Origin of the sequence: Octadecabacter dasysiphoniae, from assembly GCF_021532615.1 — a bacterium.
Classification (GTDB): Bacteria; Pseudomonadota; Alphaproteobacteria; order Rhodobacterales; family Rhodobacteraceae; genus Octadecabacter; species Octadecabacter dasysiphoniae.
The window spans coordinates 702,253-727,107 of record NZ_JAKGAQ010000001.1 but is presented as its reverse complement, the minus strand read 5'-3'; the positions used below and the strand labels follow the sequence as shown (position 1 = coordinate 727,107).

Here is a 24,855-nt window from a genome sequence, read left to right as displayed (position 1 = left end):
CAAAGCTGAACATCATTTGCTTTTGCTGAAGGTCTGATTTGGCAAAGCCACGTCAAAGCCGATTGGCAAAGGTCGGTTTCAGACTGGCAAAGCTGGCAACGCGCCCCCATACCCGCACTATGACAACCGCATCAAACACCGACCGTATTCCATTGGGCATGGCCCTAATCGTGGGCTTTTGCATCTTTGCGCCCTTGCTGGATGTCTGCGCCAAAATCGCCGCAGATGTGATCCCCGTGGGCCAGATCACCGCCGCGCGTTTCATCGTGCAGACGGCGCTGATGTTGCCCGTGTGTCTGGTCATGGGTCTTAGCCTGCGGATGCCTGTCGCGCTGTGGCCGATGGTGGCGTTGCGGGCGCTGTTCTTGATGCTGTCGACCTATTTCATCATCGCTGCCCTGCGCTTCATGCCGCTGGCCGATGCACTGGCGATTGTGTTTGTGGAACCGTTTATCATCCTGCTGTGCGGAAAACTGATGTTTGATGAACAGGTCGGCCCGCGCCGCTTGATCGCATCCGCTGTCGGGTTTTCAGGCTGCCTGTTGGTCATCCAACCCAGCTTTGTGGCCTTTGGCTATGTCGCGCTGCTGCCCCTTGGCACCGCCGTTACCTTTGCGGCCTATGTTCTGGTCACTCGTGGCCTGCGCGGAAAACTGCACCCTGTCGAAATGCAGTTCCAAACCGGCTTGGCGGCGACGATCATGCTGGTGCCGCTGATCTGGCTGGCGGACGGGCGCGCCTTGACGAATGGAGCATGGAACACCCTTGATCCCGTTTGGCCAACAGGCATCTTTTGGGCCTATATGTTCGGCGTCGGATTTTTCGCGACCATCGCCCATATGATGATGACCTACGCCCTAATGCTGGCCCCCGCCGCGACCCTCGCGCCGCTGCACTACCTTGAGATCATAACAGCCGCCATTCTTGGCTATTACATCTTCGACGACATCCCCAACGGCATGGCACTTTGGGGGATCGTGATCATCATGGCCTCCGGTCTTTATGTTGTGCACCGCGAACGGGTGACCGCACGCACCATCACGCGGTTGCCGGGCCCCGTCTAAGTGTCCTAGCGTGCCATCATGACAGATCGCCCCTTCCTCGGAATCCTGCTGATGCTCGGCTTTTGTGTGCTCGCCCCGCTGGGCGACGCCATGGCAAAACTGCTGGGCGGCCAATTGTCCGTCGGCTTTCTGGTGTTCGTGCGCTTTTCGGTTCAGGTGCTGCTGCTCATGCCGCTGGTCTGGTTGTTCAAATACCCGCTGCCATCGGGCGCGCGGCTGATCCGGCTGACAGGGATACGCACGGTCTTGCACATCTGCGGGATCGGCCTGATGTTTTCGTCCCTGCAATATCTTGATCTGGCAGACGCCATCGCCATCGCCTTTATGATGCCGTTCATCATGTTGCTGCTGGGCCGCGTCTATCTGAACGAACACGTCGGCCCGCACCGCCTCACGGCCTGCGCCGTTGGCTTCATCGGCACCCTGCTGGTCGTGCAGCCCAACTTCGTTGCGGTCGGCCTTCCCGCGCTGCTGCCCCTTGGCGTGGCCGTGGTTTTTGCACTGTTCATGCTGGTCACCCGCCAGATCGCCAAAGACGTGGACCCCATCGGATTACAGGCGCTGTCGGGTATAATGGCCGTGCCCATCGTCGGGCTGGCACTGATCGCCTTTCCAGCTATTCCTGTGCTGGCGGTGCATCCCATCCCGAACGGTGCGTGGATCTTGCTCGCTATATTGGGCTGCCTTGGCACCGTCGCCCATTTGCTCATGACGTGGAGCCTGCGGTTCGCCCCCTCTGCCACCCTCGCCCCGATGCAATACCTCGAAATTCCCATCGGCACAGTCATCGGCTTTGTGATCTTCAAAGACTTGCCCAACGGGCTGGCCGCCCTTGGCATCTGCATCACGGTCGCCGCGGGGCTTTATATTATCCTGCGCGAACGGGCCATGTCGCGGGCTGTTCCTGCAACGCCCGCACAGTAACGTCCAACGCATCGCGCGGCAGGATCAGCAACATCTTGGCCGCATCCGGGCGCAGCGTCACAGGCCCCGTCGCCTTGTTCAACGTCCCCACCCGCGCATCCGGCGCAAACCGCAAACCGTTTGTCGCCCAGCGCAACCCGTCACTCTCACACGCCACTTCCGCCATCGGATACAGCGACACAGGCGATGCTTCCGCCAGATCAAGGACGATTTCAGGCGGGCACAACAAAACAATCGTGTCTTCCCCGATCAGGATACAGCGCCGGTCCGGATGGCGCGTCAGGACAGTCATCGACCCCAGCTCATGATCCAGCCGCGCCCCGCTAAACCCGACGCCCAGAACCAAAGGCGCCTCAATATGACGAAGCGCTTTGTCAAAATCGGTGCTGTCCTGCTCGGCGATGGGGTGCAAAACCTGTGCAAATGCATCGCGCGCGGCGTCTGAAATCGAATCCATATCGCCAATCACAGCAACTGGGTTAAGCTCGGCCCACAGCGCATGGTTGGCCCCGCCATCTGCACAAACCACCGTTTCGCCTAATTTTAACGCAACAGTAAGGATGCCGGGTGCAGGGTCGGCGCCACCGATCAATGTGATTGGACGCGGACTTGAAACAATCGGCTGGTTCACGTTTGATTACCCCTAATTTTGGAAACATGCCTTAAAACGGTCACGAAATAATACCCACTTTATCGCGGTACTGTACCGGATTACGAACCAATTGATGGTAAACAGAATGTCACTGGTTGGGTAGAAAGCGAGCAAACAATGGTTGGAACGAGCAAAATTCTTACCGTCTCCTATGGCACTTTTTCGTGCACGCTTGAAGGATTCGATGATTCCTTCAACACGATGAAAGCGATTGCGGAATATTTCCGCGGTCTTGCCTCTGATGACAGGTACTTCGGGGCGGAACCGCCCACCCCAGACGCAGAAATGCTGGCAAAAATCGCCGAGCGTGAAATTTCGCGCCGTGTGGATGCCACGATGGACGAGGACGGAATCGTCCTGCGCGCCGCTGCCCTGACAGACCAGTCAGACGACAGCGCTGCCAAAGTCCACGATGACGCATCCCGCGCCAAGGTAGAGGCAGACCGCAAGGCCGCAAAAGCCGCACGCAAAGCCGCCAAAGCCGCTGCAAAAGCAGAAGCAAAAGCCGCCGAAAAGGCCGCCAAGCAGGCTGAAAAGGAACAGGCCAAGGCAGACGCGCAAGCAAAGGCCGATGCCCAGACCAAAGCGGACGCACAAGCAGACGCCAAGGCCGCAGAAGACGCCCGCGACGCCGCAGAAGATGCGGACAACGACGCGATTTCAGAATCCGAAAGCACTGCGACGGCAGACGCTTCGGAGGGGACCACCGAACCCGATGTCGAAGAAACGCACGACGATGTGCCGTCTTCTATGCTCGCGGCGGACGGTTCAGCCCCCGAAATTCCCAAGGCTGCCCCATCAGCCCCCGCGCATCCAGACACCGACAGCGTTGCCGCGAAACTACAGCGCATCCGCGCCGTCGTCGGCGCTGCGGATACCGATGAAGACACCGCGTCGGCGGATGATCTGACCGAACAGTTCTTGCCACAAACGCAAGCACCGGACGTCGCAGATGCCGAAACCCCGGCCGATGATCTCGGTGTGGACACCGATGAAGTGGTCGCCGAACCAGACGCGCCCGCACCGGACGCCGAAGATGGAAATGACATGATCTCTCGGGTCATGGCGCATCATTCCGAAGGCGACGCTGAAGCGGAACCAGAGGTAGAAACGTCTGACGCCGAACCGGAAGCAGAGGCAGAACCGGACCAACCACGTGCCCGTGTCGTGCGCATGAAACGCGCCGATTTCGAAAAGGCCATGGCCGACGAAGCTGCTGAAAAAGCTCAGGCAGAAGACGCAGCCGCGACAGCAACAGGCCCCGATTTCGGCTTTTTGGACGGTGCGGATGACTTGGACGACTACCTGGAAGACAGCGATTTCACCGACGACATGTCCGGTGTCGATGACGCTGATCTTGCCCAGGATCTTCAGGCCATTCAGGACGATGCCGCAGCCGATATCGCAGCCGAAGAACCGGCTGTTGACGCGGACGAAACTGTTGACGCAGTGGCAAACGCTTTGTCGGACCACGAAACATCAGACCCACAGGCTGACGCCTCGAATGATGCCGCACAAGACGACGCCGCTGATTTCATGTCCGACGACCCGCAGGTCGATGACGCAGCCCTTGATCGTCTGATGGACGAAACAGATGCGCAAATGAAAGAACCCGAGGGCAGCCGCCGTCGCGACGCAATTGCGCAACTCAAGGCCGCAGTTGCCGCCAAAGAAGCAGCCCGCCAAGTCGGAGAACCTGATGACGATGGTCAAGACGTGGAAAACGCATTCCGCAATGACCTCTCCGAAGCCGTCGGGCCAGAGGCAAGCGGGGGCGCACGTCCGCGCCCCGTGGTTCGCACAGGGACACGCACAGAACGCCCACGCCCCGCGCCATTGAAACTGGTCGCCGCACAGCGCGTTGATCTTGCAGAGGCCGAAGCACGCCGTGACGGCCCTGTCGTTCCACGCCGCGTTGCCGCACGCAAAGAAGTCGAACGCGAACCGCGCGCATCCGGATCGTTTGCAGAATTTGCAGACAACATGGGTGCAACCGAACTGCGTGATCTTCTTGAAGCAGCCGCCGCCTACACGGCCTTCGTTGAAGGCGCGGACGAGTTTTCACGCCCACAAATCCTGCGCCGTGTGCGCGCTGTGGCCGCTGACGACTTCAAACGCGAAGACGAATTGCGCAGCTTTGCCGAACTGATCAGCGCGGGCCGCTTCACGAAAGTGCGCAATGGCCGGTTCCAGGTCGCAGACGACAGCCGCTTCAACCCGGAACGTCGCGCCAGCTAAGGCATCTATTATAAATAATAAAACGGCGCGTAGGCATGTCCTTCGCGCCGTTTTTACATGCGCAACGTCTCCGCGATTGTCTCGTGCCAGCCACACACGCCAAACAAAACTGCGCCGCGCAGCGGCTCCGCGTCTTAACCGTTCGGGTCGGCTTGGCCGATGCCTTTGAACATGAACTTGAACGGAAACGCCCAAAGTACACCTAGTCCGATGTAAATCCCCAGCTCGACCCAAAAGGGCGCGCGGGCGTTCGGATCAGGGTAAAGCACGTTCAAAATCGTCACGGCCGACACAATGTACACAGGCAATCCGACCAGTAAAATCACCAGCGACCAGCGTTTCTTTGCCTTATGTGTCAGTGCCATCTGTGCCTCTTAATCCGCAAACGGGTCCGTCACGAGGATCGTGTCCTCGCGCTCGGGTGATGTGGAAACTAGCGCGACAGGGCAGTCGATCAACTCTTCCACGCGGCGCACATATTTAATCGCCGCCGCAGGAAGGTCAGCCCAAGACCGCGCCCCTTCGGTGCTGTCAGACCAGCCCGGCATTTCCTCATAGATCGGTGTGCAACGGGCCTGTTGTTCTGCGGCCGTTGGCAGGTAATCAAGACGTTCACCGTCCAGATCATAGCCGACACAGATTTTCAGCGTCTCGAACCCGTCCAGAACATCCAGTTTCGTCAGGCAAATCCCGGTGATTCCAGACGTCGCACAGGTCTGGCGCAGCAGCGCCGCATCAAACCAGCCACAGCGGCGTTTGCGCCCGGTTGTTGTGCCAAATTCATGGCCGCGTTCGCCCAATCGCTGGCCGTCTTCGTCTTCCAGTTCGGTCGGAAACGGCCCCTCACCCACACGGGTGGTGTAGGCTTTGACGATGCCAAGCACATAATCGATCGCCGTCGGGCCAAGGCCAACACCCGTCGCCGCCTGCCCTGCAATCACGTTGGACGACGTCACAAACGGGTAGGTTCCGAAATCGATATCCAGCAACGCCCCTTGCGCGCCTTCAAACAAAATCCGCTTTCCGGCTTTGCGTTTTTCGGCCAGCACTTTCCAGACAGGTGCGGCGAACGGCAGGATTTTCGGGGCGATTTCACGAAGGTCCGCCAGCAATGCCTCGCGGTCCACTTCATCATACCCCAAACCTTTACGCAGCGGGTTGTGGTGTTGCAACGCGCGGTCCACACGGGCCTGCAACGTCGCATCATCCGCCAGATCAGCCACGCGGATCGAACGGCGCCCGACTTTGTCTTCATAGGCGGGGCCAATGCCGCGCCCTGTCGTGCCAATTTTGGTGCCCGCGCTCGCGGCTTCTTCGCGCAGGCGGTCAAGTTCCCCATGCAGCGGCAAAATCAGCGGCGTGTTTTCGGCGATCATCAGGCAGTCGGGGTTGATGGTGACGTCCTGCGCTTCAATCGTGGCGATCTCTTTCATCAGGTGCCACGGGTCGAGAACAACACCGTTACCGATGACCGACAATTTGCCGCCCCGCACAACGCCCGAGGGCAGCGCGTGCAATTTGTAAACCTTGGCGTCGATAACCAACGTGTGGCCCGCGTTGTGGCCACCCTGAAACCGCGCGATCACATCGGCGCGTTCCGACAGCCAGTCCACGATCTTGCCTTTGCCTTCGTCGCCCCATTGTGCGCCGACAACCACCACATTCGCCATTTTTCATATCCCCTGAGGTCAAACCCGTGCACGTCATAGGGCAACAACCCGCAGGGGGAAAGCGCACAATTGCACCCATCGGCTGGACACAGGCACATGCCACGGCCATTCTGCCCGCAAAACGACACAACCGAGGTGTGAAATGGCTGGTTTTCTTGTGCGGTGGCTTTTTGCCTTTTTGCTTCTGGCGGCGACGTTCAATCCGACAGAGTGGAACTTTTCGACATGGGTCATGACGTCGGGGCGCGAAAACCTGTCTGTCGCCGTGTTGATCGGTCTGATCCTGATCATCGGCTATATCATTTACATGCGCGCCACGATGCGATCCATCGGGCCGGTTGGCATGGCGCTGGTTCTGGCGCTTGTCGCCGCAGGGCTTTGGGTCGCGTTTGATCTGGGCTGGATGAGCTTTGAAAACCCCACTGCAAACACATGGATCGCCCTGATTGCACTGTCTTTTGTGCTGGGCATCGGGCTGTCGTGGTCCCATGTGCGCCGCCGTCTGTCAGGGCAAGCAGATATGGACGATGTGGACGACTAAACGATTTGGCAAGTTTGGGGGGTTGCAGCACCTCCCTTTCGCTTCTAAGTACCACTCGTTCTTCCGCCAAAGGTCCGCTCCATGGAAAATGTCGTTCTTGTCGTCCACTTGTTGCTCGCGCTGTCGCTGATTGGCGTGGTGCTGTTGCAGCGTTCTGAAGGTGGCGGTCTTGGCATTGGTGGCGGCGGCGGTGGCGGTGGTGCCATGTCTGGTCGCTCTGCGGCGACGGCATTGGGCAAGGTCACATGGCTTTTGGCGATTGCGTTTATCTGCACGTCCATCGCGCTGACAATCCTGTCTGCCCGTCAGGCAAGCGATGCGTCCGTTGTTGGCGGTGACGCGCTTTTGCCCCCGACGCAACAGACCGAAGGCGCACCAAGCGCGGGCGAAAGCCTGCTGCCCCCGACACCCGCCGTGCCAAGCGATGCACCGCTGGTTCCAGACGCCGACTAACCACTATCTGTTGCGGACTAAGGCCTTCTAACCACTCGATATTGCGATTTTTGTTTGGAAATCGGATGCTAAAGTGCGCGGGGCTGGTTGCCAAATCCACGCGAATCCGCCATAGTTAAATCCCGTGATACATCGCATCTGGCATGTGATTGGCGGGGTGTAATCCACATAATTTAGACTTTCTCGGGGGACACCTGCTTCATGGCGCGTTTCGTTTTTATCACTGGTGGGGTTGTGTCCTCGCTTGGCAAGGGCCTTGCTTCTGCTGCTCTCGGATCGCTGTTGCAGGCCCGCGGGTTCTCGGTCCGGCTGCGCAAACTTGATCCCTACCTCAACGTTGATCCCGGCACGATGTCGCCCTTTGAACACGGCGAAGTGTTTGTGACGGACGACGGCGCGGAAACCGATCTGGACCTTGGGCACTACGAACGGTTCACCGGTGTGCCCGCGCGCATGACGGATTCTGTTTCATCGGGGCGGGTCTATTCCAATGTCCTCGAAAAAGAACGGCGCGGCGATTATCTGGGCAAAACCATTCAGGTGGTCCCCCACGTCACAAACGAGATCAAGGATTTCATCAATATCGGCGAAGACGAAGTTGATTTCATGCTGTGCGAAATCGGCGGCACAGTCGGCGACATCGAAGGCCTACCGTTTTTTGAGGCCATCCGCCAGTTCAGCCACGACAAACCCCGCGGTGAATGTATTTTCATGCACCTCACGTTGCTGCCCTACCTTGCGGCGTCGGGAGAGCTGAAGACAAAGCCGACCCAGCACAGCGTCAAAGAACTGCAATCCATCGGCATCGCGCCCGATATTCTGGTTTGCCGGTCCGAACATGACATTCCCGAAAAAGAACGCGAAAAGATCGCGCTGTTTTGCAACGTGCGCAAAGAAGCCGTCGTCGCCGCCTATGATCTGAAATCCATCTACGAAGCGCCGCTGGCCTATCACAAACAGGGCCTTGATCAGGCGGTGCTGGATGCGTTCAACATCAACCCCGCCCCCAAGCCCGACCTGACCGTGTGGAACGATGTCTATGACCGCATCCATTCCACTGACGGCGAAGTGAACATCGCGATTGTTGGCAAATACACCCAGCTTGAAGACGCCTACAAATCCTTCAAAGAGGCGCTGACCCACGGCGGCATGGCCAACCGTGTCAAAGTAAACGTCAAATGGGTCGACGCGGAAGTGTTCGACACAGAAGACGCGGCCCCTCACCTCGAAGGGTATCACGCGATCTTGGTGCCCGGCGGCTTTGGCGAACGCGGCACCGAAGGCAAAATCAAAGCAGCAGAATTCGCACGCACGCGCAAAATTCCGTATTTCGGCATCTGTTTGGGGATGCAAATGGCCGTGATCGAGGCCGCGCGCAACGTGGCAGGTATGACCGAAGCCGGATCAGAAGAATTCGACCACGAAGCAGGCCGCAAACGGTTCGAACCTGTGGTCTACCACCTGAAAGAATGGGTGCAGGGCAACGCGAAAGTGAAACGCAAAGCGGACGACGACAAAGGTGGCACCATGCGCCTTGGGTCCTATGATGCGACGCTGACCGCCGGGTCCAAAGTGGCCGAGATTTACGGATCACTGGCCATCGAAGAACGCCACCGCCACCGCTACGAGGTGGACACAAAATACCGCGAGCAGCTTGAGAAAGCGGGCCTTGTGTTTTCGGGCATGTCACCGGACGGCAAACTGCCGGAGATCGTGGAATGGACAGACCATCCGTGGTTCATCGGCGTACAGTTCCACCCTGAATTGAAATCCAAACCCTTCGCGCCCCACCCGTTGTTCGCTGATTTCGTGCGCGCCGCTGTGGAAACGTCGCGTTTGGTCTGAATTCGAATGGGCTTCGCCCATCCGATCCGCTGGGGGGCCAGCCCCCCAGACCCCCCGGCATATTTGTGAACCAAAGAAGGGGGCGGAGTGGGCGATGCTGTCTTATCAACATCTTTATCATGCAGGCAATCTTGCGGATGTGCACAAGCACGCGACGCTGTCTTGGGTGTTGGAGTACATGACCCGCAAGGACAAGCCGCTGAGTTATATCGAAACCCATGGTGGTCGCGGGCTTTATGATCTGGAGGCAGATGAGGCGGTCAAAACCGGAGAGGCGGCTGCGGGGATTGAAACTGTTGCGGGCTGGTTTGACGCCGATCATCCCTATTCCAAAACGTTGGCGGCATGTCGCGACGAAAACGGCGACACCAATTACCCCGGCAGCCCATGGATCGCATCGCATATGTTGCGCAGCGATGATGTGTTGCACGTTGCCGAGCTGCACCCACTGGAACGCATGATTTTGGAAGATGTCGTGCCCGGCGTCCATGTCCACGGTCAGGATGGGTTCGACATGGCCTTTTCGCAGTGCCCGCCCACGCCCCGCCGCGGGTTGATGCTGGTTGATCCGTCCTATGAGGTCAAAGACGACTACCGCGACATCCCCCGCCATTTGACAAAGATCGCCAAAATCTGGCCCGTTGGTGTGTTGATGCTGTGGTATCCGATTCTTGTGGATCAACGCCATCGTGGCATGATCCGCGCGCTGCAAAACGACATTCCCGGTGCGATTTTCCATGAGGTCGCGTTCCCGCCAGCGCGCGACGGGCACCGCATGGTCGGGTCTGGTATGATGATTGTGAACGCGCCTTGGGGGCTTGAGGACGAACTTGCACGCATCGGGGGCAAATTTGGCGCGCTTTGAGGCTTGCGAGAATAGTTAACACGCCTAAAATGAACAACATGTTTGAACGTATTATAGCCCGTCTTCGCGCCCCTGCGGCTGATTTCACCTCCATGCCAGAGGCGGATGCACGCCATGCGCTCGGGGCTTTGCTGGTGCGGGTCGCCAAGGCAGATGGCGCGTATTTGTTCCAAGAGATTGAGGAAATCGACCTTCTCCTCGCCGATCTTTATAATTTGAACGCGGTCGAGGCCGCACGCATGCGCGCCGAATGTGAAAAGCTCGAGGATGCGATGCCGGACACCGATGAGCTTGCTCATATCCTGAGTTGTGATGTGACCAGCGGGGAATGCGACAACCTCGTGTCTGCGCTGTGGAAGGTCGCGGATGCGGATGGGCTGCGTCACGATACCGAAGAAAAGGTTGTCGCGATTGCCACGCGAGGATTTGGGATGTCACCTGAGGCCGCGGCCGCCCTGCGCGCCTAACCCCTTGGCCTTCACCCCAAGGCCGCCTATATCCTTCCTTATGTTTGGTGATCTTTTCAAGCGGCTGACCGCCCCCGACCCTGCCCCGCTGTCTGTTACAGATGCGCGGATTGCCCTTGGTGTGTTGCTCGTGCGGCTTGCGCGGTCGGACGGGTCCTATGACGGTGATGAAATTGCCCAAATCGATGCGGTGTTGATGCAGCGCTATGGGCTGACAGACGCTGAAGCCGCCAATTTGCGCGCCGACTGTGAAATCGCCGAAGCAGAGGCCCCCGATACCGTGCGCTTTACCAAGGCCATCAAAGAAGCCGTGGATTACGATGATCGCATCGGTGTGATTGAGGCCATGTGGTCTGTCGTTCTGGTGGACGGCGTGCGCGACCGCCATGAGGACGCGATGTTGCGCATGGTCGCGCCGCTTCTGGGGATTTCGGATCAAGACAGCCACAAGGCGCGCCTGCGGGTCACACCGGCCTAATGTTCGCCAGCCTGCCGATGTATGATCGCGTTGAAAACGCGGCGGCGCATGATGCGCTGTGGGCGGGTGTGTGTGATCGTTTGGATATGGCGCGCACGCCCCTTGATCGTGACACCTATTACGAAGACGGCTGGGCGCGCCCTGATCTGTTTTTCGGCCATATCTGCAACCTGCCCTACCGTGCTGTGTTTTCTGATCGCGTGACCCCGCTTGGCTGTTCGGATTACGGCCTGCAGGACACGCCGGCGGGGTACTATCATTCGCTGTTTGTCGTGCGCGCAGAGGATGCGCCGCGCGGGTTGGTCCCGGCCACGCTGGGCCGGTTTGCATACAACGATGCGCTGTCCCAATCCGGTTGGGGCGCGCCTTTGGCCGCTGTAACCGCCCAAGGGTTGCGGTTTCACACAACGATCCGCACGGGCGCGCACATCGACAGCCTGCACGCCGTCGCGGATGGGCACGCCGATCTGGCGGCGATTGATGCCGTGTCCTGGCGCATGTTTGACGCATGGGAACCACGTGCGCGCGATCTTCGCGTCATTGGCCGCACCCGCGCGACGCCGGGGCAGATGTTCATCACCGGCAAAGATCATGACCCCGCCCCGATCCGCGCCGCATTGGTTGATACGATCGCGAACCTGCCCACAGATCATGCCACCACGCTCGGCCTGCGCGGGATCATCGATCTACCACCGCGTGCATTTGACATCCCCCTGCCAGATGCCCCGCGCCCGTCCGCGAATGGCACATTGCAATCAGCCACAAATTCAGCCCTAATCGCCTGAACATCAGCGCGAGGCCCCATGACGTCACCTGTCATTGAAATCCAGAACCTGCACAAAGCTTATGGCGATCTTGAAGTCCTGAAAGGCGTCGATATCACTGCGCCCACGGGGCATGTTGTCAGCCTGATCGGGTCATCCGGCTCTGGTAAATCGACGTTGCTGCGCTGTGCGAACCTGTTGGAAGACAGCCAGCAGGGCGAGGTTTTGTTTTGCGGTGAACCCGTCATCTGGAAGGGCAGCGGGCGCAATCGCCAACCCGGTGATCACGCCCAGATGATCCGCATCCGCACGAACCTGTCCATGGTGTTCCAGCAATTTAACCTCTGGGCGCATATGACCATTCTGCAAAACGTGATGGAAGCACCGCTGACTGTGTTGAAACGCGATCGCGCTGAGGTTGAAGCGTCTGCGCGCAAGTACCTCGATAAGGTCGGTATTGGCGACAAATGTGATGTCTACCCCGCGCAATTGTCCGGCGGGCAACAACAACGCGCCGCCATCGCGCGCGCGCTGTGCATGGAACCCAAGGCGCTGCTGTTTGATGAACCGACTTCGGCGCTTGATCCGGAACTGGAACAAGAAGTCGTCAAGGTTATCAAAGATCTGGCCGCAGAAGGACGCACCATGTTGGTCGTCACACACGACATGCGCATGGCCCGCGACATTTCCGATCACGTGGTTTTTCTTCATCAAGGCCGCATCGAAGAACAGGGCCCACCAGAAGAACTGTTCACAAATCCGAAATCAGACCGCCTGCGCGGCTTTCTTTCCGTTACGCAAACCGCTTAAACCATTGCCTTTTCACATCGCGCAGAACATTCTGCTCGACAGTTTGGCGACCGCGATACGAGTCGCCGCTTCATCAACGGGAGATTTACGATGAAAAACCTGATCCTCGCGACCGCAGCGGTTGCACTGACATCCACCATGGCATTCGCAGACGGCCACTCCGTCGTGCGCATGGGCACCGAGGGCGCCTACGCCCCTTGGAACTTCATCAATGACGCCGGCGAAGTCGACGGCTTTGAGCGCGAGCTCGGTGATGAGCTGTGCGCCCGCGCTGAGCTGACCTGTGAATGGGTCACAAACGAGTGGGACAGCATCATCCCGAACCTCGTGTCCGGCAACTACGACACAATCATCGCCGGTATGTCCGTCACCGACGAACGCGACGAAATCATCGATTTCACAATGGCCTACACACCAGCTGACCCGACATCTTTCGTGGCTTTGTCCATGGACGTTGATCCCGCAGCAGGCGTTGTCGCGGCACAGACAGGTACAATTCAGGCGGCCTACATTGCTGACCAAGGTTGGACACTGGTTGAATTCGCGACACCAGAAGAAACCCTTGCTGCTGTACGCGCTGGCGAAGCAGACGCAGTTTTCGCTGACAAATCCTTCTTGGCCGCTGCCATCGAAGGCCAGTCCGAACTGATGATGCTCGAACAAGAAGTATCCTTGGGCGCAGGCGTTGGCATGGGCATCCGCGAAAGCGACAATGAACTGCGCGACACGTTCAACACCGCAATCCAGTCCATGAAGGACGACGGTTCCCTGAACGCGCTGATCGAAAAGTGGGAAGTCGCGTCCACGTTCGAATAAACCAGCCTTGCGCCCTGCCCATTATGGGCGGGGCGCAGTTCCATTTGCCTGATCGGGGCACCTTATTTTTGAATTCTGCGCAGATCCCGACGTCCTGGGGACGTTCCAATGGCTCTCTTGCTACCTGACCACAGGCAAGCACATGGGTTTTTATTGGTCGTTCCTCACCGTATTGGCGTTGTTGGCGATCACGGCCCCACTGGCTTTGACATTCGGATTTGGCGGCGCAATTGCGGCGCGCAGCAAAATCGCACCCCTGTCATGGTTTGGCAAAAGCTACATCGCAATTGTGCGCGGCGTACCCGACATCGCATTTTTCCTGTTTTTCGTCATCGCCTTGGATCAGGGCATCGAATACCTGCGCCATCAGGCGTTTTGCCCCGACTGGCCCGACGCGATCCGGCAGGGCAATGATTTCATCGTCTGCACGGCGGCGAAAATGCCGCTCAGCAATGCTGATCAATCCGTCCATGATCGCTACAGTTTCTTTATCGCCGTCTTCACCTTTGCCATCGTGTTCGGCGCCTTTGCGGGCAACGTGTTGTTTGGCGCCATGAAGGCCGTGCCGCGCCCGCAGATCGAAACCGCGCAGGCCTACGGGATGACCCGCCGCCAGACGTTCTGGCGCATCATCGTGCCGCAAATGTGGGTCTATGCCCTGCCCGGCCTCGGGAATTTGTGGATGGTGCTGATCAAGGCCACGCCATTGTTGTTCCTGCTGGGCATCAAAGACATCGTTTATTGGGCCCGCGAACTCGGCGCGACGAAAACACCGCGCTTTACGGATTACCCCCACGGCGATTGGCGCATGTGGTATTTCCTTGGGCTGTTGGTGTTCTACCTCGCGTTCACGCGGGTGTCCGAAATCGCGCTGGACCGCACGATGCGCCGCCTCACCCGTGGTCAGGCCACATCAGGCGGCGAAGCCCAGCGTAAGGGCGGTGCATGATGGAATGCCTCGACACCATTGCAGATTACGCCCTGCGCTCCATCGGGATTGGCGCGCGCCAACTGCCCCGATCAGATTTCACGCTGTGCCAGCAATTCACGCTGATCGGATCCGGCATGATCTGGAACGTCTATTTCGGCGTTCTGGCGCTGTTTTCAGGCTTCTTCCTCGCGACAGCGGTCGCCCTTGGCAAGGCCAGCAAACGCCCCGTGATCCGCAAGCTCAGCGAATGGTTCATCTTTATTTTCCGCGGCTCTCCGCTGTTTATCCAGTTCTTCTTTGCCTACTTTTTCTTCCTGTCGCTCAAGGGGTCCTATCCGTTCTTTGATCTGTTCACCTCCGCGTGGCTCGGGGCGTTGATTGTGTTGTTCCTCAACACCTCCGCCTACACTGGTGAAATTTTCTACGGCGCGCTGCAATCCATCCCCAAGGGCGACACAGAGGCAGCCGATGCCTACGGGTTGTCAGGCTGGACCCGGTTTCGCCGCGTGATCTGGCCGACGATGCTGCGCCTTGCATGGCCCGCCTACACCAACGAAGCGATCTTTTTGTTTCATTCCACGACCCTCGTTTTCTTCAGCGGCTTTCCCGTCTGGCAGCAGAAAGGCGACGCGCTGTATTACGCGGCCTTCTTTGCCGACAAGACGTTCAATCCCTTCGTGCCCTACCCCATTCTGGCGATGTATTTCATTCTGCTGACGCTGGTGATTATCGCTATTATGGGGCGGATCGGGACCCGTCTGAACCGCCATCTGCCACAGGACGCCCCGCGCCCGAAATTCCGCTTTCGCCCTCAAATCATCAGGTAAATCCTATGTCATGGCTTCATGATAACCCCCACATCAAAACCATCCGCGTCGCAGCGTCCGACCTCAACGGCGTGGCGCGGGGCAAACGGATGCCAACCAAATTCGCCCAAGGGATCGAAGACAGCGGCACGCGCTTTCCCCTGTCCGTCCTGAACCTCGATATCTGGGGCGAAGACATCGACAATTCCCCGCTGGTGTTCGAAGCAGGCGATCCCGACGGCGTGTGCCTGCCGACAGAACGCGGCTTTATGCCGATGCCATGGCTCGACAGTCCGTCGGCCCTGCTGCCGATGTGGATGTATCGCGAAGACGGGCGCGCCTTTGATGGCGATCCGCGCCATGCGCTCGCCGCCGTTCTGAAACGCTACAAAGATCGCGGCCTAACCCCGATTTGCGGTACGGAACTTGAATTCTACCTCGTGGATGACAGCGGCAAAGACCTTCAGGTCGTGCCTTCCCCGCGATCCGGCAAACGCCGCCCCGGTGCCGAAATCCTATCCCTGCGCGCGCTGGATGCCTTCGATAATTATTTCACCGCCCTTTATGATGGCGCTGAGGCAATGGACATCCCCGCCGAAACCGCAATCTCAGAGGCCGGGCTGGGCCAATTCGAAATCAACCTCAGCCATTCGGACGCGATGAAAGCGGCGGATGACACATGGCTGTTCAAATTGCTGGTGCGGGGTGTGGCGCGCCAACACGGGTTCGCCGCGTCCTTTATGGCCAAACCCTACCCCGAATATTCCGGCAACGGGATGCATGTACATTTTTCTGTGCTGGACGAAAACGGCACCAACATCTTTGACAACGGCGGGCCAGAGGGCACAGACGTTTTGCACCATGCCATCGCGGGCTGCATGAACGCGCTGGCCCCGTCCGCGCTGATCCTTGCGCCCCACGGCAATTCCTATGACCGTCTGGTGCCCAACGCCCATGCGCCCACGTCGATCTGCTGGGCCTATGAAAACCGCACCGCCGCCATCCGCGTGCCCGGCGGCAGCCATAAGGCGCGCCGCATCGAACACCGCGTCGCGGGCGGGGATGTGAACCCCTACCTGATGCTCGCCGCTGTGCTTGGCGCCGCGCTCACGGGGATCGAAGACGCTGAAATGCCCCCCGCACCCATCACCGGAAACGCCTATGATCAGGGCCTGCCGCAACTGCCCGCCAGCTGGGGCGACGCGATTGATGCCTTCGAAACCGACCCGCGCATCAAACGCATCTTTCCGGCTGAACTGATCCGCAATCTTGTGGCCACCAAACGGCAGGAACTACAGGCCTTCGCGGACCTCAGCCCCGAAGAACAGCTCGACCTGTACCTCGATACTGTCTAGCGCTTGTGTGCCCGCAAGGCAGCGATTACCCTAAGTGCGCAACAACATTGGTGTTCCATGAAAATCGGCATTCTACAAACAGGCCACGCTCCGGATGAGCTGCGCCCTGTCATTGGCGACGTTAACAACCTGTTTGAACAGCTTCTCAGCGGGCAGGGATTTACGTTTGAAACCTTCGCAGTCGTGGACGGCGATTTCCCGGACGGGCCGGATCAATGCGATGGCTGGCTGATCACCGGGTCCAAACACGGCGCCTACGATGATTTGCCGTGGATTGCCCCGCTTGAAACGCTGATCCGCGATGTCTATGCCGTCGCGCGCCCGCTGGTCGGGGTGTGTTTTGGTCACCAAATTATCGCACAAGCCTTGGGCGGTAAGGTCGAACAATTTGAAGGCGGCTGGGCCGTCGGACGCCAAACCTATGATTGGGACGGCGAACAGGTCTCTCTCAATGCATGGCACCAAGATCAAGTCATTGAACGCCCCGCAGACGCAACCCCGGTGGCCAGCAATGACTTTTGCGAAAACGCCGCCCTGATCTACGGGGATCGCGCCTTTACCCTGCAAGCCCACCCCGAATTTGAATCCAACTTCATCGAAGGCCTGATCAACGCACGCGCAGGAACCGTCCCGCCCGAGTTGATCGAAACCGCCAAATCCAACCTTCGCGAAGACAACCACAACGCACGGCTTGCCGCGCAGATCACCGCCTTTTTCAAAGGTGTAAGCGCATGACATGGCTTGATAAAATCCCGAAACCCGCGCGCGATTATCTGGATGCAAACCGTCTGGACGAAGTCGAATGCATGATCTCTGACCTGCCCGGCATTGCCCGTGGTAAGGCGGTTCCGGCCGCCAAATGGGAAAAGCAAACCCAGTTCCATTTGCCTGAATCGATCTTCTTTCAGACCCTGACAGGCGGCTGGGGCGAAGCGGCGGGCGATGCGGGCTTTACCGAACCTGATATGATCCTGAAACCGGATTATACCACCGCCACCGCCGCCCCATGGACAGCGGACGGCACGCTGCAAGTGATCCACGACGCCTACAACACCGCAGGCGATCTGATCCAGTTTTCCCCGCGCAATGTTCTCAAACGGGTCGTGGCCTTGTACGAGGCCGAAGGTTGGAAACCCGTTGTCGCGCCCGAAATGGAATTCTTCCTTGTTGCGCCCAACACGGACCCCGCCAAACCGATTGAACCGATGATCGGGCGGTCCGGCCGCCCCGCCGCCGCGCGTCAGGCCTATTCCATGACAGCCGTGGATGATTACGGCCCTGTCATCGATGACATCTATGAATTCGCCGAAATCCAAGGGTTCGAAATTGACGGCATCACCCAGGAAGGTGGCGCAGGGCAGCTTGAAATCAACCTCAACCATGGCGATCCGATCGCGCTGGCGGATGAAGTGTTTTTCTTCAAACGTCTGCTGAAAGAGGCCGCGCTTAAACACAACTGCTTTGCAACTTTCATGGCCAAACCCATTGAAAACGAACCCGGATCTGCGATGCACATCCATCATTCGATCCTCGATAAATCAGGCAACAACATCTTCACCGATAAGGACGGCGGCGAAACGGATGCGTTTTTCCACTTCATCGGTGGCCTGCAAGAACACCTGCCATCGGTCGTGGCGATCATGGCGCCCTATGTGAACAGCTACCGGCGCTACGTCAAAGATCACGCCGCCCCGATCAATCTGTCATGGGCGCGCGACAACCGCACAACGGGCCTGCGGGTTCCGCTGTCGTCCCCGAATGCGCGGCGCATTGAAAACCGGCTCGCGGGGATGGATTGCAACCCGTACCTGTGCATCGCGGCGTCCCTTGCGTGTGGATACCTCGGCATGAAAAACGCAACCAAACCCGACACACGGTTTGAAGGCGACGCCTATGAAGGCGACGGCGAATTGCCCCAAGGCCTATGGGCCGCGCTTGATTTGTTCGATGAAAACACCGCCATGCACGACATGCTCGGCCCTGATTTCGCGCGGGTCTATTCCATCGTCAAACGTGCCGAATACGAGGAATTCTTACAAGTGATCAGCCCGTGGGAGCGTGAACACCTCCTGCTCAACGTATGATCCGCCTCGCCTTTCTTGGTGTCGCCCTTTTGGCAGGGCTGCTCGCGTTTGGCGCATTTTTTCTGGCTCGCGGATCTGAAGGGGGCGCGGTCGATGTCAAACAGGCCGCGCCAGCCCCCCAAACCCCAGAGGCCGCGCCGGAACCAACTATCGAAAAGCTATACTTTCTGCGCGATATTGATCTAGGCGCGGGCGATATCGCCCTTGTTTTGTACCAATCAGGCGCGAACGGCAAAGCCCTGATCATCCGCGACGCTGCCGCCTTGGCCGCCGCCAAAGACACCGCGCACGTAACCGCCGCTGGCTTTGCCATCGCGCCCAACCGCGCCCCCACCCCTGAAACCTACGCCGAAACCTACGCCGAAATCTACCGCGATGACGTGCTCGTGGCCTCCGTTCAATGCTCCAGCCCTTGCGGACCAACCTCAAACACCGACGACGCAGGGTTAACCGCGCTCGGCATGCCCTTGGTGCGCATCGATGATCAGTTCGACAGTTATGGCGATTACCTCACCACGATTGATGCCGTCGCCACGGACCCGAATTACATGCTGCTTAACGCGCGCCCGGATGGGACATTCCCCCAGCCACAACGCCCTGCAACCCTCACGGTGCGTCTGCCCACCGTCATCTCGGCCACCGATGATGCGTTCAACCTTGAAACCCACACCGCAAAAGTGCGCGATGCCCTGACGCCGCTGTTGCCCGACGGCGCGCGCCTTGATCGGGTGCAGATCGAAAATCAGGGATTTGCCGTGCTCGGCGACAAAGACAACAACAGCCCCGTTGTGCTGAACGACGCAGAAATCCCGTTCCTTGAGGCGCGGTTTTTCTCTGTTCTTGCCCATGTGACAGGCACCACCACCCTGCCCGCGTCCGCCTATGACACCCTGTCAAACGCCACGCTGGATCAACACAACACCGAAACCGATTTTGCGGCCTTCGTCACCGGCGCGCTGGATACCACCTGCGTGGATTGTTATTTCCTCAAGATTGAAGGCGATTTCACCGACACCGCATATGCGCAAGACTGGCGCGCCGAAAGCTATTCCCTCAGCTATTACGACCTGCGCGAGGCCCCATAATGACCAACCCGCTTTATCGCAACGACCGCCCCGGTCATTTCCCCGACAGCTGGTACGCGGCCACGGCAGACATCCCGCCAGAACGCCCGACCCTAAAGGGGCAAATCACGGCAGATGTGTGCATCGTCGGGGCGGGCTACACGGGCCTTATGGCCGCGCTTGAACTGGCTGAATCCGGCATGAAGGTTGTCGTTCTGGATGCCCACCGCGCGGGCTGGGGCGCATCGGGGCGCAATGGCGGGCAAGTCGGCAGCGGGTTCAACCAAGACCAACGCTGGATCGCCGCCAAAGTCGGCAAAGGCGCCGCCAAAGCCCTGTGGGACATGTCAGAAGAGGCAAAGGACCTGCTGAAATCCCGCCTCGAAAAACATGCACCCGATGCGCGGTTCCGCCCCGGTGTGGCGCACGGTGCCTACGATGCCGTCGAAGCCCGCGATTTGCGCGACGAAGTCGAATACCTGCGCCGCACCTATGGCTACAAAGACGCCGAAGGACTGACGCGGGACGCCTTTCAAACCCTTGTTAAATCACCTCATTATCAGGGCGGGCTAATTGATCGCGGCGCGGGCCACATCCACCCGCTGCGCTACGCCCTTGGGCTGGCAAAGGCCGCAGAACTGGCCGGCGCCACGATCTATGAACGCGCCGAAGTCCATTACATCGACGAAGGCGATCCCGCGGTTGTCGCCACCGGACAGGGCCGCGTCACAGCCCCCTTCGTGATCCTTGCAGGCAACGGATACCTTCCGAACCTGAACAAAAAAGTCGCCGCGCGCACCATGCCGCTCAATTCGTTCATCGCCGCGACCGAACCTTTGGGGGACCGCGCCAAAGACATCCTGAGCGAGGACATCGCCGTCGCCGACAGCAAATTCGTCGTCAATTATTTCCGCCTCAGCGAAGACAACCGTTTGCTGTTTGGCGGGCGCGAAAACTATTCCATCGGCTTTCCGCAAAACATCGAACCCAGCCTGCGCAAACGCATGGAACACATGTTCCCGCAGCTTCGGGGCGTCAAAATCGACTACACATGGGGCGGGACGCTGGGCATCACGCCGACGCGCTTGCCCGTGTTGATGCGCACAGCGCCCAACATCCTCAGCGCGGGCGGATATTCGGGCCACGGTGTTGCCCATTCGGGCTTTGCGGGCAAATTGATGGCAGAGGCCGTGCGCGGTCAGGCGGAACGCTTTGATATTTTCTCAACCCTGCCAACCCCGGCCTTTCCCGGGGGCACCTTGCTGCGCGCGCCCCTGCTGATGGCCGCGATGACATGGTATTCCCTGCGCGACCGCCTCGGTTTCTAGACAGCCCCTTCCCGACGCCGCCCCCCACGCCGGATCCACCATAGATTTATGGCGACATTTATGTTAGATAACCTGAAATAACATTTCAGGAAATATGAACATGCGCGATATCCCCAATGTTTACAACGCTGAACCCATCCCATCCGCCGCCATGGAAGACGTCGCCCGCCTTCTGAGCACCGCCGATCTGTTCCGCTACACCGCCCCCGAAAACGCCCCCGTCGCCCTGCTTGAGCAGGAATTTGCCGCCCTGTTGGGCAGCACCTACGCGCTTGCGGTGTCCAGCTGTTCGGCGGCATTGTTTTTGTCCCTCAAGGCGCTCGATCTTCCTGCCAAGGCCCGCGTCCTGATCCCCGCCTTTACCTTTGCCGCAGTGCCATCCTCGGTCGTTCATGCGGATTGCGTGCCCGTGCTGGTGGAATGCAGCGACACCTACCGCATCGACATTGATGATTTCATCGCAAAACTGCCCGATGCGGACGCCGTCCTGATCAGCCACATGCGTGGCCACACGTCGGACATGGATGCGATCATGGCCCTGTGCGCCGCTGCAAACGTCCCCTTGATTGAAGACGCGGCCCATTCCCTTGGCACCACATGGAACGGGCAAAACATTGGAACCCTTGGGAAAATTGGCTGTTTCAGTTTTCAAAGCTACAAAATGATCAACGCGGGCGAAGGCGGGATCATGGTCACCGACGACGCCGATCTGGTGGCCCGCGCGATCATCATGTCGGGCGCATACGAACACACCTGGATGAAACACAGCGTCCCGGCGGCCGCGATGGAACGCTGGCAAAACAAACTGCCGCTTTACAATTTGCGCCTGTCCAATCTGTCCGCCGCGATCATCCGCCCGCAATTGCCCGAACTGGCGCGCCGCGTGTCTGATGGGCGCCGCAATCATGATCACGTCGCAGCGATCCTGAATACCTCGCCCGTGTTACACGTTCCTGCCCCGCTGGACGGTGAAATCCGCGCCCCGGATTCAATCCAGTTCAATCTCGTCGATATGACAGACGCGCAGGCGCAGGCCTTTGCCAGTGCCGCCCAAAACCGCGGCCTCAAGGTGCAGATTTTCGGCCAAAGCACGGACAACGCCCGCGCCTTCTGGAATTGGGAATTTCTGGGCAAAGCCCCTGATCTGCCGCAAACCCGCGCAATGCTGATGCGGGCGTGCGATGTACGTCTGCCCGCGCGGCTGTCGCTTGCGGACTGCGATGTCATTGCCGATGTATTGATGCAATCTGCCAGCGACGCGATGAAACAACACGCCGCCTAAAGCAGCTTCATCTGGCCCTTCAGCCATGGCACGTGGTCAACCGTGGGGCCGACGATCAATTCCTGCAAAACAGGGCGCAGCCGGTCCGCCATTTGGGCTGGCATTTTGCCCAACACGCCCCGCCGTGCAGTCAGCGAAATCGTGCGGCTCAGCGGTTCAAAGGGCAGCGGGACCAGATCAACCTGATCGCGGAACCGTGCCGCGCGCAACCACCCCAGCGGCGTCAGAATAGACCAGCCTGCCCCCGCAGCGACCATCGCCATAATTGCGTGATAACTATCAAGCTCGAATTTCGCGCTCAGGTTCAGGTTCTGGCGCGCCAGATGTCCCGCAATCACGCGGCCCATATGATGACGTGTGGTGTATTGCACCATCGGCAACCGGCGCAATTGCCGCCCGACATCGCCATCCTTCAACACACCCTTAGGCACGGCGGCGACGAAGGGTTCTTCCATCAACGGATGGACCTCCATCCAGTCGGCAGACGATCCGATTTCACTGCCCACGATCACATCCAGCGCGCGGGTGTCCAGCAAATCAAACAAACGGTGCGATGCCCCGGTCTCAAGAAGAAACTGACACGATTTCAGCTCCTCGCCCATATCGCCCAGCAGTCGCGGCGTCACATCCGCATCGAAATCTTCAATCATTCCAAGGCGAAGACGCATCAGGCGGCTCAGGTCGGCCATCGCCAGTTCGGCGCGCGCCTGTTCGGCCTCGTTCAGGATGGTGTTTGCGCGGCGCAAAAACATCTCGCCCGCGGGGGTCAATGTCACGGGGCGCGCGGATCTGTTCAACAATGACGTGCCGATCGCACCTTCAAGCGATGTAACCTGCTGGGACACCGTCGCGGGCGATGTTTCCAACCGCTTTGCCGCCGCAGAAATCGACGCCTCCTCAGCGGTGGCGACAAAAACTTCGACATTCCAAAGAGTAATCCTACCGGATGTATTGGCCATACGCCCCCCTATCTCACGAAGACCCGCGCCAATCAGCCGACTGCGACAGCGCACCGCCCTTTGAAAAACACCGCCACCAAAAGCCGCATCACTTCCCCAGTTTTGACAGCTTTTCTTGCAGCGCCGCCAATTCGGCCTTGATATCATCAAGCCCCTCATCGGATTTTTCCGCAGGTTTGGCCGGTGCCGCATCCGCCGGACCACCCGTTGGCATCATGCCTCCGGTCATAGCCTTCATGAACGCCTCTTGCTGGGCCTTCATCGCGTCAAATCCGGGCATCTTGGCCAGCGGGTTCATCGCGCCCATGTTTTCCATCATTTTGGATTGCCCGCCTTGCAGCATCTCGAACGACTGCGCAAGAAACTGGGGCACCACGGACATGGACTGGGACGTGTAAGACCGCACCAGATCGGTCAAAACATCGACCGGCAGCACGCTTTCGCCGCGGCTTTCGTGTTCCGCGATGATCTGCAACAGATACTGACGGGTTAGATCGTCGCCCGATTTAAGATCAACAATCTGCACCTCACGGCCCTCGCGGATGAAGGTCGCGATGTCTTCAAGTGTCACGTAATCGGACGTCTCGGTGTTATAAAGACGACGGCTTGCGTAGCGCTTGATCAGTAGTGGCTGTGATGTGTTGGCCAACGTGCGCCCTCCCCGGAGCTGTGTTGCAGTGCAGAGAGAAGCCTATGCTGCAAGTGCGCAAATGGGAAGAGTTTAGTCCACTGGCCTTATCACAAAGAAAAACCGCACTGCGGGGAGGCGCAGTGCGGTTTCTTTAACTCTCAGCGCCCTAGGGAGGAGGAGACGCGAGGTTTATCAGTCACTTACTTTGCAGCAGTGGCTTTCTTTGCAGCAGCAGTCATCTCTGTCTGTGCTTTTTTCGCAGCAGCGGTCATGTCCTCGGACATGTCTTTGCCAGCAGCCATCATCAGTTCCAGTGTTTCTGTCTGAACGGATTTGGCGATCTCGGCGAACGCAGCCATGTGCTCTGCAGCGGCTTCTGCGGATGCAGATGCGAAGTCTGTTACGGACTTTGCGTAGTCAGCTGGCTCTGCTTTTGCAGTGGAAAGCGACGTCATTTTTGTCAGTGTGTCCTGTGCCCACTTCGCGGACAGGTCTGTGGACTTCTGTGCTGCAGTCAAGGAAACAGCGGACAGTTTCTCGGACAATGCAGTCTGTGTTTTGAATGCGTCTTCCATGCCTTTTGTGTCGACCGGGAATGCGCCCATCATGTCTTTCATAACGGCGGTGAAATCTTGTGTCTTAGCAGCCATTGAGGTGCTCCTTTGAAATTATGTGCCGGATCGTGACGGCGTTTCTTGATCTGCATCTTATCTACATGCTGCACTGCGGCATTTCAAGTTTTTTCTGCGCTGCAGCATAAATAAATTACGCGCGGGTCAAGCTGCGGAATTCATTGCAGAATTCCAACAAACACAGGGAAAAATCCCT

26 protein-coding genes are annotated in these 24,855 nt (G+C 58.7%); 20 read left to right on the top strand and 6 right to left on the bottom strand.

Going from position 1 to position 24,855, the window contains the following annotated elements; genetic code table 11:
* Window positions 1-119 precede the first annotated feature (119 nt).
* Window positions 120-1,064, top strand: coding sequence for a DMT family transporter (locus L0664_RS03600; RefSeq protein WP_235224255.1), 945 nt, complete (start codon window positions 120-122; stop codon window positions 1,062-1,064).
* Window positions 1,065-1,082: 18 nt separating this feature from the next.
* A complete protein-coding gene (locus L0664_RS03595) occupies window positions 1,083-1,988 on the top strand; it encodes a DMT family transporter (RefSeq protein WP_235224254.1) in 906 nt (301 codons plus the stop codon).
* Here L0664_RS03595 and L0664_RS03590 read toward each other — a convergent pair.
* Window positions 1,933-2,619: a thiamine diphosphokinase gene (locus L0664_RS03590; protein ID WP_235224253.1), complete on the bottom strand. Its 687-nt coding sequence runs from the start codon at window positions 2,617-2,619 to the stop codon at window positions 1,933-1,935. The two genes, L0664_RS03595 and L0664_RS03590, sit on opposite strands and share 56 nt — an antisense overlap.
* A gap of 222 nt (window positions 2,620-2,841) precedes the next feature.
* Between L0664_RS03590 and L0664_RS03585 the strand changes: the two genes are divergently transcribed.
* Window positions 2,842-4,878 carry a hypothetical protein gene (locus L0664_RS03585; RefSeq protein WP_235224252.1) on the top strand — a complete coding sequence of 679 codons (2,037 nt, stop codon included), beginning with the start codon at window positions 2,842-2,844 and terminating at the stop codon, window positions 4,876-4,878.
* 134 nt (window positions 4,879-5,012) lie between these two features.
* Here the strand turns inward: L0664_RS03585 and L0664_RS03580 are convergent, their stop codons facing one another.
* Together L0664_RS03580 and L0664_RS03575 are read right to left on the bottom strand one after the other, a co-directional pair.
* Complete coding sequence (locus L0664_RS03580) at window positions 5,013-5,243, bottom strand: DUF2842 domain-containing protein (protein WP_235224251.1); 231 nt, start codon at window positions 5,241-5,243, stop codon at window positions 5,013-5,015.
* A gap of 9 nt (window positions 5,244-5,252) precedes the next feature.
* The gene (locus tag L0664_RS03575) at window positions 5,253-6,548 is read right to left on the bottom strand and encodes an adenylosuccinate synthase (RefSeq protein WP_235224250.1); all 1,296 of its coding nucleotides are present in this window, start codon (window positions 6,546-6,548) and stop codon (window positions 5,253-5,255) included.
* 142 nt (window positions 6,549-6,690) lie between these two features.
* Between L0664_RS03575 and L0664_RS03570 the strand changes: the two genes are divergently transcribed.
* The 17 genes from L0664_RS03570 (at window position 6,691) to L0664_RS03490 (ending at window position 22,437) form a co-directional block, all read left to right on the top strand.
* Window positions 6,691-7,089, top strand: coding sequence for a DUF6524 family protein (locus tag L0664_RS03570; protein ID WP_235224249.1), 399 nt, complete (start codon window positions 6,691-6,693; stop codon window positions 7,087-7,089).
* Between the two features lie 81 nt (window positions 7,090-7,170).
* On the top strand, window positions 7,171-7,542 hold the full coding sequence (gene secG / locus L0664_RS03565; RefSeq protein WP_235224248.1) for a preprotein translocase subunit SecG: 372 nt from the start codon (window positions 7,171-7,173) through the stop codon (window positions 7,540-7,542).
* A gap of 201 nt (window positions 7,543-7,743) precedes the next feature.
* Window positions 7,744-9,387: a CTP synthase gene (locus L0664_RS03560; RefSeq protein WP_235224247.1), complete on the top strand. Its 1,644-nt coding sequence runs from the start codon at window positions 7,744-7,746 to the stop codon at window positions 9,385-9,387.
* Window positions 9,388-9,481: 94 nt separating this feature from the next.
* Entirely contained in the window at window positions 9,482-10,252 is a 771-nt protein-coding gene (gene rlmJ / locus L0664_RS03555) for a 23S rRNA (adenine(2030)-N(6))-methyltransferase RlmJ (RefSeq protein ID WP_235224246.1), read from the top strand.
* Between the two features lie 38 nt (window positions 10,253-10,290).
* A complete protein-coding gene (locus L0664_RS03550; RefSeq protein ID WP_235224245.1) occupies window positions 10,291-10,719 on the top strand; it encodes a tellurite resistance TerB family protein in 429 nt (142 codons plus the stop codon).
* 40 nt (window positions 10,720-10,759) lie between these two features.
* On the top strand, window positions 10,760-11,197 hold the full coding sequence (locus L0664_RS03545; RefSeq protein WP_235224244.1) for a tellurite resistance TerB family protein: 438 nt from the start codon (window positions 10,760-10,762) through the stop codon (window positions 11,195-11,197).
* Entirely contained in the window at window positions 11,197-11,982 is a 786-nt protein-coding gene (locus L0664_RS03540; protein ID WP_235224243.1) for a phosphate/phosphite/phosphonate ABC transporter substrate-binding protein, read from the top strand. The genes L0664_RS03545 and L0664_RS03540 overlap by 1 nt, the downstream gene beginning before the upstream one ends.
* 18 nt (window positions 11,983-12,000) lie before the next feature.
* Window positions 12,001-12,771 carry an ABC transporter ATP-binding protein gene (locus tag L0664_RS03535; protein WP_235224242.1) on the top strand — a complete coding sequence of 257 codons (771 nt, stop codon included), beginning with the start codon at window positions 12,001-12,003 and terminating at the stop codon, window positions 12,769-12,771.
* A gap of 90 nt (window positions 12,772-12,861) precedes the next feature.
* On the top strand, window positions 12,862-13,587 hold the full coding sequence (locus tag L0664_RS03530) for a transporter substrate-binding domain-containing protein (RefSeq protein ID WP_235224241.1): 726 nt from the start codon (window positions 12,862-12,864) through the stop codon (window positions 13,585-13,587).
* Window positions 13,588-13,651: 64 nt separating this feature from the next.
* Window positions 13,652-14,536 (top strand): ABC transporter permease, encoded by an 885-nt coding sequence (locus tag L0664_RS03525; RefSeq protein WP_235224889.1) that lies wholly within the window; start codon window positions 13,652-13,654, stop codon window positions 14,534-14,536.
* The gene (locus L0664_RS03520) at window positions 14,536-15,345 is read left to right on the top strand and encodes an ABC transporter permease (RefSeq protein WP_235224888.1); all 810 of its coding nucleotides are present in this window, start codon (window positions 14,536-14,538) and stop codon (window positions 15,343-15,345) included. Before L0664_RS03525 ends, L0664_RS03520 begins: the two co-directional genes overlap by 1 nt.
* A gap of 5 nt (window positions 15,346-15,350) precedes the next feature.
* Window positions 15,351-16,679: a glutamine synthetase family protein gene (locus tag L0664_RS03515; protein ID WP_235224240.1), complete on the top strand. Its 1,329-nt coding sequence runs from the start codon at window positions 15,351-15,353 to the stop codon at window positions 16,677-16,679.
* A gap of 57 nt (window positions 16,680-16,736) precedes the next feature.
* Window positions 16,737-17,414 (top strand): type 1 glutamine amidotransferase, encoded by a 678-nt coding sequence (locus L0664_RS03510; protein ID WP_235224239.1) that lies wholly within the window; start codon window positions 16,737-16,739, stop codon window positions 17,412-17,414.
* Window positions 17,411-18,763, top strand: a complete 1,353-nt coding sequence (locus tag L0664_RS03505; protein ID WP_235224238.1) for a glutamine synthetase family protein — start codon at window positions 17,411-17,413, stop codon at window positions 18,761-18,763. Before L0664_RS03510 ends, L0664_RS03505 begins: the two co-directional genes overlap by 4 nt.
* Window positions 18,760-19,848 carry a hypothetical protein gene (locus L0664_RS03500; RefSeq protein WP_235224237.1) on the top strand — a complete coding sequence of 363 codons (1,089 nt, stop codon included), beginning with the start codon at window positions 18,760-18,762 and terminating at the stop codon, window positions 19,846-19,848. The genes L0664_RS03505 and L0664_RS03500 overlap by 4 nt, the downstream gene beginning before the upstream one ends.
* Complete coding sequence (locus L0664_RS03495; protein WP_235224236.1) at window positions 19,848-21,155, top strand: NAD(P)/FAD-dependent oxidoreductase; 1,308 nt, start codon at window positions 19,848-19,850, stop codon at window positions 21,153-21,155. Before L0664_RS03500 ends, L0664_RS03495 begins: the two co-directional genes overlap by 1 nt.
* A gap of 100 nt (window positions 21,156-21,255) precedes the next feature.
* Window positions 21,256-22,437, top strand: a complete 1,182-nt coding sequence (locus L0664_RS03490; protein ID WP_235224235.1) for a DegT/DnrJ/EryC1/StrS family aminotransferase — start codon at window positions 21,256-21,258, stop codon at window positions 22,435-22,437.
* Here L0664_RS03490 and L0664_RS03485 read toward each other — a convergent pair.
* The 3 genes from L0664_RS03485 to L0664_RS03475 all read right to left on the bottom strand — a co-directional run bounded on the left by L0664_RS03485 (window position 22,434) and on the right by L0664_RS03475 (window position 24,677).
* Window positions 22,434-23,396 carry a LysR family transcriptional regulator gene (locus L0664_RS03485; RefSeq protein WP_235224234.1) on the bottom strand — a complete coding sequence of 321 codons (963 nt, stop codon included), beginning with the start codon at window positions 23,394-23,396 and terminating at the stop codon, window positions 22,434-22,436. The genes L0664_RS03490 and L0664_RS03485 overlap by 4 nt on opposite strands.
* Window positions 23,397-23,484: 88 nt before the next feature.
* Window positions 23,485-24,045 (bottom strand): polyhydroxyalkanoate synthesis repressor PhaR, encoded by a 561-nt coding sequence (gene phaR / locus L0664_RS03480; RefSeq protein ID WP_235224233.1) that lies wholly within the window; start codon window positions 24,043-24,045, stop codon window positions 23,485-23,487.
* A 182-nt stretch (window positions 24,046-24,227) separates the two neighbouring features.
* Window positions 24,228-24,677: a Phasin gene (locus L0664_RS03475; protein ID WP_235224232.1), complete on the bottom strand. Its 450-nt coding sequence runs from the start codon at window positions 24,675-24,677 to the stop codon at window positions 24,228-24,230.
* Window positions 24,678-24,855: the final 178 nt, after the last annotated feature.

What these genes read in the sequence shown, in the direction of transcription:
- L0664_RS03600 (WP_235224255.1), top strand. Translation starts at nt 120, where the DNA reads ATGACAACCGCATCAAACACCGACCGTATTCCATTGGGCATGGCCCTA.
- L0664_RS03595 (WP_235224254.1), top strand. Translation starts at nt 1,083, where the DNA reads ATGACAGATCGCCCCTTCCTCGGAATCCTGCTGATGCTCGGCTTTTGT.
- L0664_RS03585 (WP_235224252.1), top strand. Translation starts at nt 2,842, where the DNA reads ATGAAAGCGATTGCGGAATATTTCCGCGGTCTTGCCTCTGATGACAGG.
- L0664_RS03580 (WP_235224251.1), bottom strand. Translation starts at nt 5,243, where the DNA reads ATGGCACTGACACATAAGGCAAAGAAACGCTGGTCGCTGGTGATTTTA.
- L0664_RS03575 (WP_235224250.1), bottom strand. Translation starts at nt 6,548, where the DNA reads ATGGCGAATGTGGTGGTTGTCGGCGCACAATGGGGCGACGAAGGCAAA.
- L0664_RS03570 (WP_235224249.1), top strand. Translation starts at nt 6,691, where the DNA reads ATGGCTGGTTTTCTTGTGCGGTGGCTTTTTGCCTTTTTGCTTCTGGCG.
- secG (WP_235224248.1), top strand. Translation starts at nt 7,171, where the DNA reads ATGGAAAATGTCGTTCTTGTCGTCCACTTGTTGCTCGCGCTGTCGCTG.
- L0664_RS03560 (WP_235224247.1), top strand. Translation starts at nt 7,744, where the DNA reads ATGGCGCGTTTCGTTTTTATCACTGGTGGGGTTGTGTCCTCGCTTGGC.
- rlmJ (WP_235224246.1), top strand. Translation starts at nt 9,482, where the DNA reads ATGCTGTCTTATCAACATCTTTATCATGCAGGCAATCTTGCGGATGTG.
- L0664_RS03550 (WP_235224245.1), top strand. Translation starts at nt 10,291, where the DNA reads ATGTTTGAACGTATTATAGCCCGTCTTCGCGCCCCTGCGGCTGATTTC.
- L0664_RS03545 (WP_235224244.1), top strand. Translation starts at nt 10,760, where the DNA reads ATGTTTGGTGATCTTTTCAAGCGGCTGACCGCCCCCGACCCTGCCCCG.
- L0664_RS03540 (WP_235224243.1), top strand. Translation starts at nt 11,197, where the DNA reads ATGTTCGCCAGCCTGCCGATGTATGATCGCGTTGAAAACGCGGCGGCG.
- L0664_RS03535 (WP_235224242.1), top strand. Translation starts at nt 12,001, where the DNA reads ATGACGTCACCTGTCATTGAAATCCAGAACCTGCACAAAGCTTATGGC.
- L0664_RS03530 (WP_235224241.1), top strand. Translation starts at nt 12,862, where the DNA reads ATGAAAAACCTGATCCTCGCGACCGCAGCGGTTGCACTGACATCCACC.
- L0664_RS03520 (WP_235224888.1), top strand. Translation starts at nt 14,536, where the DNA reads ATGGAATGCCTCGACACCATTGCAGATTACGCCCTGCGCTCCATCGGG.
- L0664_RS03515 (WP_235224240.1), top strand. Translation starts at nt 15,351, where the DNA reads ATGTCATGGCTTCATGATAACCCCCACATCAAAACCATCCGCGTCGCA.
- L0664_RS03510 (WP_235224239.1), top strand. Translation starts at nt 16,737, where the DNA reads ATGAAAATCGGCATTCTACAAACAGGCCACGCTCCGGATGAGCTGCGC.
- L0664_RS03505 (WP_235224238.1), top strand. Translation starts at nt 17,411, where the DNA reads ATGACATGGCTTGATAAAATCCCGAAACCCGCGCGCGATTATCTGGAT.
- L0664_RS03500 (WP_235224237.1), top strand. Translation starts at nt 18,760, where the DNA reads ATGATCCGCCTCGCCTTTCTTGGTGTCGCCCTTTTGGCAGGGCTGCTC.
- L0664_RS03495 (WP_235224236.1), top strand. Translation starts at nt 19,848, where the DNA reads ATGACCAACCCGCTTTATCGCAACGACCGCCCCGGTCATTTCCCCGAC.
- L0664_RS03490 (WP_235224235.1), top strand. Translation starts at nt 21,256, where the DNA reads ATGCGCGATATCCCCAATGTTTACAACGCTGAACCCATCCCATCCGCC.
- L0664_RS03485 (WP_235224234.1), bottom strand. Translation starts at nt 23,396, where the DNA reads ATGGCCAATACATCCGGTAGGATTACTCTTTGGAATGTCGAAGTTTTT.
- L0664_RS03475 (WP_235224232.1), bottom strand. Translation starts at nt 24,677, where the DNA reads ATGGCTGCTAAGACACAAGATTTCACCGCCGTTATGAAAGACATGATG.